Annotated in this window: 8 protein-coding genes; 6 read left to right on the top strand and 2 right to left on the bottom strand. The window is 54.1% G+C overall.

What is annotated here, in order from left to right:
* Positions 1–71: 71 nt before the first annotated feature.
* From AC1DJO_RS24945 to AC1DJO_RS24965, 5 genes are all read left to right on the top strand, one after another.
* Entirely contained in the window at positions 72–1,094 is a 1,023-nt protein-coding gene (locus AC1DJO_RS24945) for a GlxA family transcriptional regulator (protein ID WP_477973423.1), read from the top strand.
* Positions 1,091–2,278, top strand: coding sequence for a thiolase family protein (locus tag AC1DJO_RS24950; RefSeq protein WP_477973425.1), 1,188 nt, complete (start codon positions 1,091–1,093; stop codon positions 2,276–2,278). Before AC1DJO_RS24945 ends, AC1DJO_RS24950 begins: the two co-directional genes overlap by 4 nt.
* Before the next feature lie 1,026 nt (positions 2,279–3,304).
* Positions 3,305–3,682: a hypothetical protein gene (locus AC1DJO_RS24955; protein WP_477973427.1), complete on the top strand. Its 378-nt coding sequence runs from the start codon at positions 3,305–3,307 to the stop codon at positions 3,680–3,682.
* 434 nt (positions 3,683–4,116) lie between these two features.
* Entirely contained in the window at positions 4,117–8,220 is a 4,104-nt protein-coding gene (locus tag AC1DJO_RS24960; RefSeq protein WP_477973429.1) for an nSTAND1 domain-containing NTPase, read from the top strand.
* Position 8,221: 1 nt separating this feature from the next.
* The gene (locus AC1DJO_RS24965) at positions 8,222–10,078 is read left to right on the top strand and encodes an MORN repeat-containing protein (protein ID WP_477973431.1); all 1,857 of its coding nucleotides are present in this window, start codon (positions 8,222–8,224) and stop codon (positions 10,076–10,078) included.
* On the opposite strand, the gene amrB is transcribed toward AC1DJO_RS24965, so the two are convergent.
* Positions 10,027–11,790 (bottom strand): AmmeMemoRadiSam system protein B, encoded by a 1,764-nt coding sequence (gene amrB / locus AC1DJO_RS24970; RefSeq protein ID WP_477973433.1) that lies wholly within the window; start codon positions 11,788–11,790, stop codon positions 10,027–10,029. The genes AC1DJO_RS24965 and amrB overlap by 52 nt on opposite strands.
* A 73-nt stretch (positions 11,791–11,863) precedes the next feature.
* On the opposite strand from amrB, the gene AC1DJO_RS24975 reads away from it, so the two are divergent.
* Complete coding sequence (locus AC1DJO_RS24975; protein WP_477973435.1) at positions 11,864–12,970, top strand: WG repeat-containing protein; 1,107 nt, start codon at positions 11,864–11,866, stop codon at positions 12,968–12,970.
* Positions 12,971–13,007: 37 nt separating this feature from the next.
* Here AC1DJO_RS24975 and AC1DJO_RS24980 read toward each other — a convergent pair whose 3' ends face one another.
* The gene (locus AC1DJO_RS24980) at positions 13,008–14,852 is read right to left on the bottom strand and encodes a hypothetical protein (RefSeq protein WP_477973437.1); all 1,845 of its coding nucleotides are present in this window, start codon (positions 14,850–14,852) and stop codon (positions 13,008–13,010) included.
* Between the last annotated feature and the right edge of the window lie 6 nt (positions 14,853–14,858).

The raw sequence follows: 14,858 nt of genomic DNA on the forward strand, positions 1-14,858 counted from the left end.
GAATATGGCCGTTTACGCACGTTCGAATATGGCATAAATTCATGGCATAATAGGATTAAAGGACATCCGCCATGCCGTCGATTGGATTTGTTGTATATCCCGACTTCACAGTTATTGGGGTGGGTTGTCTCGCTGTTTTCGATACCGCCAACGCTTGCTATGGGTCCGAATTCTACAAGGTCCGCCTGTTGTCTGCGAAGGGCGGACCGATATCTGCAAGGCTCGGGATCACTGTCGCGACCGAGAAGTTTGGCGACCAGGACTTCGATACCCTAATCGTCGCCGGAACACTGAGTGCGGGCGCCCAACAGGATTCCGCAATCGTCTCCTACCTCAGGAAGGCCGTTCCGAATGTGCGGCGCGTCGGAGCGATATGCACTGGCGCCCTGCATCTCGCGGAAGCCGGACTACTGGACGGCAAGCGGGCGACCACGCACTGGGCGGCCGCGCCGCGCATGCAGGCGAAGTTTCCTGACGTTAACGTGAATGCTGACTGCATTTATGTCGTCGACGGCAAAACGTGGACATCCGCCGGCATGACTGCTGGTTTCGACATGCTGTTGGCCATGGTCGAAGCAGACTTGGGACATGAGATGGCAAGGAACGTGGCAAAGCGGCTGGTAATGTACAACTACAGGTCCGGCGGGCAGCTGCAGTTTTCGGCACTACTCGAAATGGATCCCAAGTCTGATCGCGTGCAGACCGCCCTCGCCTACGCCAAAGAAAATCTCAAGGCGCCGCTTTCCGTCGAGGACCTGGCCGCTGCGGTTAATATCAGCCCCCGGCAATTCAGTCGCATTTTCAGGTCGGAAACGGGCCAGACTCCTGCCAAAGCTATCGAAACACTGCGTGCGGAAGCTGCGCGACTGATGCTGGAAGATGGCCGTCACCCCGTCGATTTCGTCGCCCGAGAATGCGGGTTCGTCGATCGAGAGCGGATGCGTCAAGCATTTCTGCGGGTTTTCCGTCAGCCACCGCAGTCGATACGTCGCAACGCACGTGGCGGCACATCCCACACACTTCCCAGGCTGGACGCGCCGGAACCACGCGCGTCCGCTCATGAGGTCTCAGCAAGCACGGAGTTTGTAGCGTGAGCACAATCGATATCGTAATTTGCAACCCGGTCAGAACCCCTATTGGATCCTACAACGGCTCGCTGAAGACGGTACCTGCCACCGAGCTTGGTGCAAGAGTGATTGAGGAAACAGTTACTCGCTCCGGTCTGGACAAATCACGCATCGGTAGCGTCGTCATGGGCAACGTTGTCCAAGCGGGCAACAAAATGAACCCTGCGCGGCAAGCAGCGATTGGTGGCGGACTGGCAGTGAGTGTTCCCGCCCTCACTGTCAACCGCGTTTGTGGGTCCGGCGCCCAAGCCGTCGTCAGCGCCGCACGCGAGGTCATGCTGGGAGAGAGTGACTTTGTGGTCGCCGGCGGCATGGAGAATATGGACCGCGCCCCCTATCTCATGGAAGGAGGCCGGTGGGGCTATAGAATGGGGCCTGCAGAGATCTACGATAGCATGCTGCGAGACGGTCTTGATGACGCATTTTCCGGACAGCACTCCGGATGGCATACAGAGGATTTGGTCGCCGAAAAGGATGTCTCCCGTGAAGCGCAGGATGCTTGGGCGTATCGCTCGCAGCAGCGTTTTTCACAGGCGAATGCGATTGGTCTGTTTAAGGACGAAATCGTCTCGGTCAGGATCAAGAACAAGAAAGGAGGAGAAACAGAATTCGCTGTCGACGAACCTCCGCGGCCTGATACCAGCATGGAAGGATTGTCGCGACTGCGACCCGCGTTTCGCCCCGAGGGCTCTATTACTGCGGGCAACGCGCCCGGGCTGAACAGTGGCGCGTCCGCAATGATCGTCGCGAGCCGTCAAGCAGCGGACAAGGCCGACTTAACGCCTATTGCTCGCATTGTTTCCTACGGGATTGCCGCCGTTGAGCCAGGTAAGTTCGGTCTTGGACCGGTTCCCGCGACCCTGCAAGCATTGGGCCGTGCCCGCTGGTCGATCGGCGACTTGGATCGTGTCGAGATCAATGAGGCCTACGCTGCCATACCGATCGTCGTCCTTCGTGAACTCGGGCTTTCCCAGGATATCGTAAACGTCGAAGGCGGGGCTGTTGCACATGGTCACCCGATTGGCGCAACCGGCGCGGTCTTGATAACGAGATTGGCTCATTCGATGAAGCGTGACGGACTGAAACGCGGACTCGTCAGCCTCTGCATTGGCGGCGGCCAGGGCATAGCTGTGGCCTTAGAGGTGATTTAATTCGCAGAGTTAAGCAACCAGGAAGACGAAAAATAACGTCGCACGCTAGAGACTAACTCGATCGTTACTCTCTAGCGTCGTTCTTCTAAATGCTGGCGTCGCGCCGATTGGCAATTTTGTGGATTGACGCCCCCGATACAAGCGGCGCCTGGAAACGGAATGACAACTAACACCTTCTTCTCCTTGCTTCGTGTCCTTGATTTGGATCAACGATAGCGAAATGCTGGGGCGCCCTCGTGAATTTCGCAAGGATTATCTTAATGTGATTGATAATTTCCGTGTGCGAGGCCGCGAGCAATCTCTATGACAATTAAAACGCGATCGCTCATCGAATCGAACAGATCAGGTTTTCTGCAGCAAGCAAGCACCTCGATTTCAGTCGCTGGTTCATACGCCCTGTCAAACTGTGCTAACTAAGCTCTTAGCCATCGGCGCATCAACCATCAGTGGGCCGTAGAAGCGTTCATGGCGGCAGCTCCCGCACTTCCATACGACGGGCCATAATGAGGCACAGTGCTTGCGCATCCTGCTAAGAGCAGCGCTAAAGCGCTTGCCAAAACAATCGTCATAGCTTTCATTTCATAAGCTCCGTTTGATCGATAATCGTTCACAGAGGAAGTTGCCATTTGTGAACTTATCCCGCCACTATACCTGGGTATGGTCTCGAATAAGGACGCCGCGTCAGGCTCGGTGGCCCTTTGCGCTTTGGAAACGCCAACGAGGGCTCAGCTGCCAGCTGAGTTTGCTCAGTGCCTAGTTGGATGACGTATACCTGCCCGGTGCGTGCCAACAAAGATGAAAGCGACGCGATATTCGCCGGTCCTCTTGCCGAGTAGTTCCCTAGCGAGACGTGGACCGCAGATTGCTCTTAGCCACAGGCGATTTTAGTCGCAACGAGCGCCAAGTTGCGAGCCGTTGTCCGTAGATGAACCTGTTTGACGCTTAACCAAAAACTCAATCACTGCTTGTGAAAACCCAGACCCGAATGTATTTTCCATAGTGTATATTGGACTGGGGATTTCCGAAATGATCAAGTCGTTTGCTGCCTTCTTACTGGCAGCATCTCTGACGGCCTGCGCGACTGCTGCACCGTCGTCACCAATGGAAGCTTACCTAAACCGCTACGCTGGCGCTGAGGCCGCGGCGATGAACTGCCCTGCTTATGGTGGATACGGCTCTGTGGCAACCATGAGAGCTGATGCGGAACAGAACCTGGCTAAGGCGCGTGCCCTTGGTGCTACCGATGCCGATGTAAAAACGGCGCGTGAGCACATTAATGGTCGATTGATGTCGGCGATCTTCCTCGTGGGCGTACCAGACGCCTGTAGCAGTTTCGTCAACAATCTCGCCTGGGCAGGCACGAGTGCTCCGGCAATTGCGGCCAAGCCAAAACCGAAAAAGTAGACTGCGGAGAGAGGAAGGTTCTCCTCCCTCACTGGCCTGCAAAGTGTCAGCACTTGATTGAAGCGGAGGAAAGATAGGGCGACACTTACGGAAGAACTGGGGTCGCCAGAAAGCTCGCGTCGGAGACGCGTTTTTAGCTTAGCGGAGATGACGGTGCGGCCAGCCAACTTATCTTTGGCCACGCGCGTGGGTCATCTAATTCGACGTCGCGCGGTGCGAACTGCCCTGCCCGGACGTCCGAGCTTCACAAAAGCGCACCCTAATATCGGGATTGCCACTTATAGAAACGTCCGAAAGGATATCTGATCCCATGAAATAGATTTTTGGTTGCATTACCTCTTTACATGGTGAAATCTGTCGTGGGGGTTAGCTATAAGCCTATAGCCAGACTTCACTGTTCAAACCAGCATCTCGCCGATTTTGGACTCTTCTAGATGTCGAAAATATTTGTCAGTCACTCAAGCCACAATAACGTGGAGACAAAACTACTACACGTTTGGCTCGAGTCACAGGGCTGGAACGATTTCTTTATCGATTTCGACAAGACGCAAGGCATCAAAGCTGGAACCCAATGGCGCAATGAAATCGCGAACGGTATAAAGGCGGCGGAGGCGGTCCTCGTACTCCTGTCACCAGAGTGGTTAGCATCGGACTGGTGCCGAACGGAATTCTATCTCGCCAACACACAGCACAAGCCAATTCTCGCCTGTATAATTAAAGCCATTCCAATAAGCGACGCACTCGCTTTGATGCCGGAGTGGCAGATTGTCGACCTTACCAAGGAGCCTCACGATCTGCGATTGTCAGCGGACCTCGATGGCAGGATGGAGACGCGAGATTTTTCCCGCCATGCTACTGAGAAACTGCGGCACGGCCTCGAAGAGATCGGCATAAAAGCAAACTATTTCGGTTGGCCACCACAGGGGTCGCCTCACCGTTCCCCCTATCCGGGCCTTGCTCCGGTACAGGAGGACGAAGCCGGTGTCTATTTTGGACGAGACGGATCAATAGCATCCGCGCTAAGCCTACTGCGAGAGATTAATGGCCGTGGGACTTCCAAAATCGTCGCCATTTTGGGCGCTTCCGGGGCCGGCAAATCATCCTTCCTACGTGCGGGGATTGTCCCAAGGGTCAAACGTGACAGGCGGCACTTTGCGGTACTGCCAACTATTCGACCGGGCAACTTTCCAATCACGGGAGACACAGGGCTTGTGGATACATTGCTCCATGCCCTCCGAAGCGAAGGTAAAGCCGTAAGCAGGCACGACGTACGTAAAGCCATTGATGACGGACCGAGCGGCATCTGGCAAATGTTGGCCGCGATAGCTACCGATGATGAAGCGCTGAGTAGGGACAGCGATACTCCTCGATCTTTAGTCGTAACGGTAGATCAAGCTGAGGAGTTGGTCTCGCTGACAGCTAACAGCGAAGCCTCAGAGTTCTTGAAAATTATAGGTGAACTCGTCACCGCGCCCGCGGAGGAAGGCAGGCCGTGCCTAATTGTTGTTGTTACCATTCGAACTGATAGCTACGAACACCTGCAGCTCACGCCGCAGTTGAAAGACTTACCGCAGGAACTCTTCAGCCTGTCTGCGATGCCAATAGGCGAGTATGGCAATATCATTCGCGGGCCCGCTCGTAGGCAGACAGAAAGCGGACGCAAGCTGCAAGTAGACGAGCAGCTCGTCCATGCGCTCCTGGAGGATATCCAAGCCGGCGGCGCTAAGGACTCGCTTCCGCTTCTTTCGTTCACTCTCCAACGGCTTTACAGAGAGTTTGGCGACAGCGGTGAGATCACCCTGCCACACTATATAAAGCTCGGACGTATACGAGGCTCGATCGAAGCTGCTATTGAAAGGGTCTTAGTTAAGGCAACAGATGATCCTCGCCTTCCGAGCGATCGAGCTGCACAGTTCGTGTTGCTTCGTCGCGGGTTGATTCCTTGGTTGGCCTCGATAGATCCTGAAACGAACTCACCGCGGCGACGTGTAGCACGTCTATCGGAGATTCCGACCGAGGCACAGCCTCTAATGAAAATCATGGTCGAGGAGCGCCTTCTTGCCGTGGATCGCGACCCTGTCACCCGGGAAGAGACCATTGAGCCTGCCCATGAGGCGCTGCTAAGACAATGGGGTGATCTGGACAAGTGGCTGCAAGAAAACCTTGGCGATTACAGCGCGATCTACGGCGTTAAACGACAGGCACGCGATTGGGCGTCTAGCGGTAAGAACAAGGAATGGCTGTCCCATACAGGCTTACGCCTCCTTGAGGCTCAGCGCTCGCGCAATAACGAGGATTTTGCGCGTCTTCTTGAACCTACGGACGTTGAGTACCTCAATCGCTGTCAAGAAGCCGAGACCGCCCGCGAACAGCGGAAGTTTCGGACGCTCAAACAATTTCTGGCGGCGGCTATTTGCTGCTTGGTCGTGGTAGCAATTTTTGCTGCGTTCTCGTGGGTCCAGTACAGCAAAGCTAATGAGGCGCGATTGGCTGCGTCGGCTTCACTATCTCTTGCCAAGTCAGCTGACGCCCAGCGCGAAGCACATTCCGAAGCTGCCGCGCTATTAGCGCTAAACGCGGTCGGGAGCAAAAACGATGCTATCGGTCGCTCGCAACTGTTCACTTCGGGATCAGCCATTTCGCCAAATCTGGATTTCATTTATCACTTTGCAGGTGAAGCCCCCGTGAGCTTGGTCTGGGATGGCGGAGAACTGATCAGCCTTTCAAGGGAAGGCACCGTTCAACGGTTCGTCAAGGTCGGCCGGCCAACTGTCGTCAGCGTTGATAGTGCGAAGCCGCCGTCTGACGGCACCGATAGGTCGTCGATAGCGGCGTTTTCTACGAGCCAAGGCTTGCTGACGATCTTCCGTGACGGGCAGGTCACTGCCCTAGATGGAGACCTGACCGCCTATGCAGAAGGTGGGCCAACGGGAGTAACCTTACAGGGGCGAGGTTCGATTGTATCGGCAAGTCGCGAGGGCAACGTGCTCGCAGCCGTACACTCCGATGGGGTGACCATCTGGCAATGCACCCACACTCCTGAACCGAGACTGAACTGTGTTACAAAAACGATCGACGATGACAACAGCACTGCGGTCGCGCTAAGTGCTTCTGGCACCAAACTTGCGGTAGGACATGAAAACGGAGTCATTTCCGTTATCTCAACCGCCGACCTTAAGACAATCTTTTCCTACAGAATACCCGAGCCGCTCGTCGCTCTCGACTGGTCGCACGATGAGAGCTTACTCGCCACCGCATCGAACTCCAACTCAATCCGCGTTATAGGTGTCTCAGGTCTGCAGGCAGGCAAGACGCTGTTGGATGAGAAAGGATCCGGTGTGGGAACTCCGCTCGTCGCATGGTCACCCACATCGGCGCAGTTGGCTTATATTTGTGATGCTGTAACCATTTGCGTAAGGTCCGCGGCGACCACCGAAGATCGTACAGCAGCACTTCGACTGATAGGCCATACGTCAACAATTGTAGCGGTTGCCTGGGATTCTGAAGGATTGAGGCTTGCCTCGGCATCGGTTGATGGTGAGTTGAGAGGCTGGTTTAGCAGACAAGATAAAAGCGTCCAGCAATTCCTGGAGTTGGGAAGTTCCTCGTTGACCAGCCTGGAGATAAGCACAGGGGCAAGATCAATAGCAATCGGGAGTTCCGATGGGCAGATCTACTTCGGCAATGATGGATCGCTAAGCGCTCTGCCAGTAAAATGGCCGGCATCGAGAGTGTCCCGGATAGCGTTCAGCCGCGCCGGTCAGATGGCGGCGGTTGTTGACGGATGTGGGCTCGTTCTACTGCACCGACCCGGAGAACAAGTCATATACACTGCCATTGATAACGCTGGTGAGATGCATGAAGCGACGTGGATTGATGAACACTCCATCGCTCTAATGGCCATCGGGGGAAGGGTTGGCCTGCTACCGGCTGGTGGCGGACAGCTACAGCTCATTAATGATGGTGCCCTCGACAGCACACCTTGGGGCTCTGCTTGGGACCCTAAGTCCCGCACTCTTTTGGCTAGCTACACAGATGGCTCGCTTCGACGCATCGATCCGGAATCGGGACTTGCGGTAATGGCCGTAAAAACTCCCGATAGCAACGTCACTTCTCTCGGTGTATCGAGTTTAGCGATATCCCCTGACAGCAGACTTCTGGCCTACAGCGACTCTTCAGGTGATGTCCTGATAAAGAACACGAGCGACGACAAATCAGCCGAGCGGCTGGCAACGGGGAGCCCGACCCCTAAGACTGTACGCTTCTCTCCTAACGGGAAGCGTCTCGCTGCGTTGTCGTCCGACGGACGAATTACAGTTTGGAACAAAGATGACCAATTTCGCACCGACTTCCAGATTCGCCCTATTTTCAGAGGATCTGGCACAGCGAGTGCAATGGACTGGAGAGATGATGAAACGCTAGCGATCGGCAGCACGATTGGCGAGTTCCGACTCCAGTCAACCGATTTAAACCATTGGGCTGCGCGGATCCGAAGTATCTGGCGCTATGCGGAAACGGATCCAACTTTAGGGGACTGATATGAAGGTTCATCGGGGGAAAGCATCGTGCTGGCTATTGGCGGTGTCGACGTCAATAGGCGGGATTTTGCCGACAATTTGTTTAGCGTCAGATATCGAGAGGGTTCCAGTCGGAAGTCTGAACATCGGAGAGATGGTATTCGAGCAGCCGCAAGACGGCGCATGGCGAACCAAATCACAGCTTGTCTGGGACTCGCGCCTTCAGAAGCTGAACCGAAGGCTGATCCGCATCTGGGACCCACTGGCACAACGGTCCTTGGACATAAGCTGGGTTTCCAAGGACGGTATCAGTGACCAAGATGGCGCAGTTTCAGGCGAAGGGCAAATTGTATGGCGAACGCAAGGATCGATCTCCTACGAAACGGATGCGATTGTCGCTGAATATCGAGGACAGATGCGCAATGGCATGGCGAACGGCATTGGTGAATTCATCGAGGCGTCAGGAGCATTCTATAGGGGCGAATGGCAAGGCGGCGTGATGCATGGCCGGGGGCGACTCCACCTCGCAAATGGCGATGAATATGTCGGCACCTTCAAGAAAGGTCGCAGGGACGGTATTGGCAAATACATCGACAGCGCCGGCCAAATCTACGAAGGAGGCTTCACTCTTGGAAGTCGCGAGGGGAGCGGCGTGATGCGGCTCCCAGAGGGAGTCACGTATACAGCAATTTGGAAAAACGGTACCGAGATCAACGGATCCCGCAAAACGTTGCCGACCAAACATTGGCAGAGGGCGGAACTCGCATCCTTTTCTGACTATCCTGACGTCCAACTTGGCGTGTCCGTTGATCGCCGTCCCGTGAAGGATCAGAACGCGTGGGCGAGTGTTATGAGTTACACGTCCGAGAGCAGCGAGGCAGGCCTCAAGGTTTTTCCTGATGACGAACGGCTCCTCGAAGCTTGGCGTGGGCATGGTGACATTGGACTGACGGACGACGAACAAGACTCGGTTCAAGGCAATCGCAGTTTTCTGGGGCCGCCGGACAAGTACAAGCCAGTGCCACTTGTGTTCGACATTCGAAACAAATCTCCTCGTCCACTGCGGGTGACAGGCGTGTTTCTGAACGTAGAAAAGAGTAAATCAGACCGCGAACCTGCCCTTCAGGCAGTCGGCCCAAACTGGGGCGGCTGCGGGGGGCCAGGGTTTGACACCAAGGTAAAACTTGAGAACTACGGATGGGCCAAAGTCAAGAACATCAAACTAAAGGGTTCATTTGTTAAGGCAGATGGAAGCCCGGTCAACGGATCGTTCGATAAGAGTCCTGGGGCTTTTGAGACTTCACTAGATCTTGATAACGAAGCTGACGTGCGGTCTTCTGGTGCGGACGTAACTCGGCTGCGCGAAACGCAGTTTTATTGCGGCAAAGGCGTGTCTGATGACAAATGCCTCGATGAAGCGAAGAGAGCGGGCATCTTCGGAAAGCTTAACGAAGCAGTTGGCATAAGAGGCGCAAACTTCGTTCTGCCGTATCATGCAGAGATATCGTACGATTGGGAAGATACAAACGGGCAGAGTCATTCTAAAAAGTCCCTGTTCAATTTGGCTCTGGGCTTTGGCAGCCGCGACACAGAGGCTGAATGCGGCGAAGGCGGAACCGCTGAGGCGCGTTTCAAGAAGCCATTTATGCTGCGGACGGATGCCGAAAATTACAAGATCGCCGTGCCATTGTCAGATGATGTACCGGCAGGTGTAACGGCGCGGTGGCGCATCCAGTTAGATGCAGAAATGTCGTCGACGCACAAACTGCGCATAGTGGCGCAACTCGCCGACGGGCGTGACGTAGCGTCCAGACCTCTTGAGGTGCTTTATTTTAAACCTAAGCCTTTCCCCGACTTGTATTCTGAAGTGCCTGATTGAGCGGCATTCTCCAATGCCGCTCTACCAAGGTCGAAAAGGTTTGGTATCGGTACTAGCCGAGCGATGGCAGTTCCCTGCGAGAACGACCGCACTTCCAGCAAACTACCATTTCCACGGGTTGAATTCTGATCGAAAAGGAAATTTCCTAAGGAGAAAACTGCTTGGGTCTGTCCTCCTTGGTTCATGATTTCGGTGGCCGCTCGGTGACTGTGCGCACCTACTATGAAAGTTGCTCCACACGGAGCCATATTTTGGAGCATGGCCAACTCTTCGTCTCCGAAGGCATTTGTGTACTCGGCACCCCAGTGAACGAAAAGAGCGAATGGAGGTTGAGCGGGTAGCTTGCAAAGATCACCAACGCGATCAAGAGTCGTAAGAGGTTGGGTGGGGTGTTTAGTCGATGGCACCAATGAAATAGGAAGCACCCTTAATCCCGCGACGTCCGAAAGCTCGCCATGTCTGAGCACCGCTATACCGAGCTCGCGAAGAGACGCCGTGGTAAGTTTTACCCCCTCCAATCCAAAATCGTAGCTGTGATTGTTGGCAATGCCAGCCGCTACGACATTCAGCTCCTTCAACACGGGACCTGCGATGGCCAAGTTCATTAAGTGGGAGCCCACTGGCGTCTTCAAAATGTTCTCATTCGTTAGAACGCCTTCTAAGTTTATGATCATCGGAGCGCCGAGTGTGATCTTGGTCACCGCGTCGAGGACCGCCCTCCTCGAGTTTTTGTTCAGAAGGATCGGCAAGAAATAGCGACCGGCCAAAAAATCGCCGCCGAAGAAGGCGGTTCTCTGGTCCGCATACCTCAGTAGAGACAGTGCAGCAGCGTCACGGTGATACACTGTGACGATGTAGCTGGTTGTTACATCGTCAATGGAACTATACTCCGAAGAGTTCCGGTTGCCGATGACGACCGAGCTTGCCCCAATCTCGTGCTGAAGGCGCATTTGGATGTATTGCGCGGCCTTCGAGTCTAAATGATCAGGCTGCAAAAGGCCCACTACCGCATTGGGATCTCCGTGCGCGATAACCGAGAGAGCTTCTTGGTCGCGGGCTGCCGCATCGGCAACTGAACGAAAGTGCGAGTAATCTGTCGATTGAATAATCAAGGTGTCGTTATCAACCATCGACGATAGCATGGCGACCGCTTTATCCCAATCCGCCTTCTTTGTTTTGTTCGACGCTGCGATCGGTATAACCGCCGCATCGGGAAAGAACCGCTTAATAAAGGGTGCTAGCGCATGCAAACCGTGTTCTTGGCTTAGATCAAGTTGCTCGAATAATTTCGAATTGGCGCTAAGCTTCTTTATTTCCGTGGTGTCTGTTTTGAGTTCACCGAATACCGTCGAGATATTTTGAGGGTCTACAGCAAACTCTCGCTCCACGCGGTGGAAGTGATCCGGCGAAATCAATATAATGCGTTTATAGTTTCCTCTAGAGGCGGCCCAGAACCCCCGCGCTATCAAATCGCCAGCAAGCATGTGGTGCGGGACCGAGATGCCTGTCACACTAACTGGAGGCAGGAAATTTGGGCGTTCTTTCTCGATCCAGCCATTGACGACCGAAGCATCTTTGCTTGGCAATAGAAAGCGACTCTCCCCTGCCCGCCCAACTGCAACTAAAAAGACCATTTCAAAGGTTGCGCACATGAGAAGCAGAGTTGCCTTTCTCACAGTGGAACGCGAGCAAAAACCGGTTTTGAACTTCATACGGAGCACCAGGGGCTTGAAAGTTGCTTAATTAGAACTACGATTGGTGCGCCTGAAAGCGGTGGGGGTTGCAATGAGACAACAGAGGCACCTATTCTCGGTCGGTTTTTTTGGCGCTTTTTCCGTCACGATGCAAGCGATCTACTTCTGTTTTGCGCCAGGACTTCTCCGAGCGCAAGAAATGATCATTCATCCACAATATGACGACGCTGGCCATTTCCATGAGGGTATCGCGCCTGTCCTTGTCAAAGGCCAATGGGGATTTATTGATACATCGGGTGTTCAGGTCGTCCCACCACAGTTCCAAGCAGTAATGGCAGGGACAGACGGGAGGTTTGGCGTAGAGAAAGGAGGCGTTTGGGGCTTTATGAAGTCGAATGCGGAAATGCTCATTAGCCCTCGTTTCGATGATGTAAAACCTTTCAGCGACGGAGTGGCCGCATTTCGCATCGGAGACAAATGCGGTTACGTGGACGCGACAGGCTCCACGGAAACGACCCAAAGATATGACTACGCAGGCCGTCGCTATGAAGGCAGGCAATTTATCACCATCCCCGATGAAGGCTTTGTACTTGGAACGAGTTTAGGACAGGCGCTCGATAATTACTTTGGGGCAGCTTTATCGAACAGAAAGCCATCGGATTTCTCCGAAGGCATTGCGGTGATAAGCTTTGAGGACGGCCGTTTTAGACTCATCGACCTTGACGGCTCCTCGCCTGACAAAGATTTTGCTGCGATCGGGACCTACTCCGAAGGGTGTGCGCCTGCGACCTCTGACGGAAAGCGATGGGGATACATCAACAAATCTGGGGAGTGGATCGTTAAGCCTGCATTTGAGAAGGCGCGTAGCTTTTCGGAAGGCCTTGCGCCCGTTCAAGTCGGCGGAAAGTGGGGCTACATTGACCAAAAGGGAAAGCTGATAGCTCAGCCCAAATATGATGCTGCATATCCTTTTCAAGACGGCATGGCACTCATCCGCATTGAGAAGAAGCGCGGGTTCGTAAGCCATGTCGGCTCTCTGGTCACGGAAGCTGTCAACCCTCAGTTCGAAGATGCGTACGCGTTCAAGGAAGGCTTTGCTCCGGTAAAAGTTAACGGGAAGTGGGGATTCTTGGCAAAGGGTCAGGAAGCGGAATCCACAGTTCGAGACGTCGTGGACATATCGGGGCCCTCTGAATAAAAGGACATGTTCGCGCGTCGCCGGGACGGACCAATATTTAAGCGGGAAGGCTGAGGCGCTTATTGGTGTAAAGAACTTTCCAGTCGTCAATATCGGCTGACAAGGTTGCCGCAGTCTCCATGACAATGGATGCTGTGCGGTCAAAATCAGGGGCTTTAAGTAGATCGGTGTAGCCCTTCCGCAAGTCAAGGAGAGCAAGCGTCATGATCTCCGACCGACCGGCCAATGTTTCGAATTCTCCCGTGAACCGGATGCCGGAAAGAGCGGCACCTAATGCCGGCAGGAGTGCAGCCAGAAAGCCTACGGCGACTTTGCTGCCATAAAGTACCCCGACCAAGCCCGCGGGAGCATCATGGTCGCTGTGAATTACTGTGTCGTGACCCGCGAGTTGAAGGGCTTGATCAAGCCCATATACAGTAAGAAAGCATCCCAGCAACGCTGCAGTGACGTAGAAGCACCAATCTCCAGCGCCATGCAAAACGTGATTTATTGTGTAAAGTCTGCGGGCATTCGTTGTATGATAGTCGAGTTGAGGCTCGATTTCGAAGTCCCGTACCGCCGATATAAGTTTTCCCAGATATTCATTATCAATTACAGCATCTGGAAGTCCGATCCGCTTGGCCACACGATCGACTAGGATACTTGTCCACGGCCGGTTCCTACCATGGCGCAGGTCACCATCGGGACGGCGATGAGCACCCAAGAACGCGAGGAAACATAAGTGCCTTAGCATCTCGGCAGCCGCTCTATATTCCATCCATTTTTGGTGCCAGCGATTTCGCGTTCCTATTGTTACAAGTCCAAGGATGACTAAAATTGTGAGGAGCTCCAGGCCGACCAAAAGCGCTTTGAGGTGAACCTGCGTAGTAATCGCGTAGGTATGCGGGATCACAAGCCCCATAAGCGCCAGAACAACAGCGAGAAACGCGGATAAATAAGCAATGACGTAGGCGCTGCGGTACGTGTTCGCATAGTACATAGCAAGCCCGTCGGCTCTCTCATAAAGAGGACCAACTTCCTTCTCGATATCATCGTGGAGCTTTGCAGCGCGAGGCATCTCGTCAAGAAGCCTCTTCCACGACAAGGTCACAGCTTGAGATCTATCATACCTGCGGTGCGGCGGGGTCAGAAGTCGCGCTAACGCCGAGTATACCTGTATTCCTTTGGTAACCGGCCAATCTTCGTTGTGAAACACCTCCGCCTTGGCGCTTTCTGACAGGTCTGGCTTTCCGTGACCGGTTCCAAGGTGTCTTCCAAGATCCTGCTTCGTCTCAAAGGCCTCTTTGATACGGTCGCGCATGACGTCAATATTATCTGTCGTCTGATAGATCCACGCCTCGACCCTCTGGACAGGCAAGCGCAAGGGAAAGTCTCCATTGCTTGTAACCCAAATAACAGGGATTTTCGCTTCAACCGCCGCTCTAACGATATCGCCGGTACCGCCTGGGCCATTTGGAGCCTTCCCGTCCCAAACTGCAACGAGGACGTCGATCGTCCTCGTCATGAAAAGTCCTGAGCGATAATAAGCGAGTTTATCGTCCCGTCCTGAATCGATTGATGTGACGCGGTCGCTTAGCTGCAGTATCTCTCTGAGAGCTGGCCGCATATCGCGGTTACTTCCGTCAGCCGCTGCTGCGAAGTCGCCTTCGTAGTTTTCGCGACTGAATGGAAGGATGGCTTCAAGACTCCACCCAAGAGGTTTCACGGCAACCGCGAATTGATCGGCGCCTTCGGCTAGGCCCGAGATTAGTGTGAAATCCGTGCCTGATGGTAATGCATTTTCGATAAGTGAGAATGCACTCTCAATATCACCCCGCACCTCTGAGCGCAGTGTGTGGTTGGTTCTGTGACCGACAATTCCGATCCTAGCGCATTCCCTCATCGCCGC

Source organism: Rhizobium sp. 05N430 (assembly GCF_056396985.1).

Bases quoted from the DNA above. Each gene is read 5' to 3' on its own strand.
- AC1DJO_RS24945 (WP_477973423.1), top strand. From the start codon at position 72: ATGCCGTCGATTGGATTTGTTGTATATCCCGACTTCACAGTTATTGGG.
- AC1DJO_RS24955 (WP_477973427.1), top strand. From the start codon at position 3,305: ATGATCAAGTCGTTTGCTGCCTTCTTACTGGCAGCATCTCTGACGGCC.
- AC1DJO_RS24960 (WP_477973429.1), top strand. From the start codon at position 4,117: ATGTCGAAAATATTTGTCAGTCACTCAAGCCACAATAACGTGGAGACA.
- AC1DJO_RS24965 (WP_477973431.1), top strand. From the start codon at position 8,222: ATGAAGGTTCATCGGGGGAAAGCATCGTGCTGGCTATTGGCGGTGTCG.
- amrB (WP_477973433.1), bottom strand. From the start codon at position 11,790: ATGAAGTTCAAAACCGGTTTTTGCTCGCGTTCCACTGTGAGAAAGGCA.
- AC1DJO_RS24975 (WP_477973435.1), top strand. From the start codon at position 11,864: ATGAGACAACAGAGGCACCTATTCTCGGTCGGTTTTTTTGGCGCTTTT.
- AC1DJO_RS24980 (WP_477973437.1), bottom strand. From the start codon at position 14,852: ATGAGGGAATGCGCTAGGATCGGAATTGTCGGTCACAGAACCAACCAC.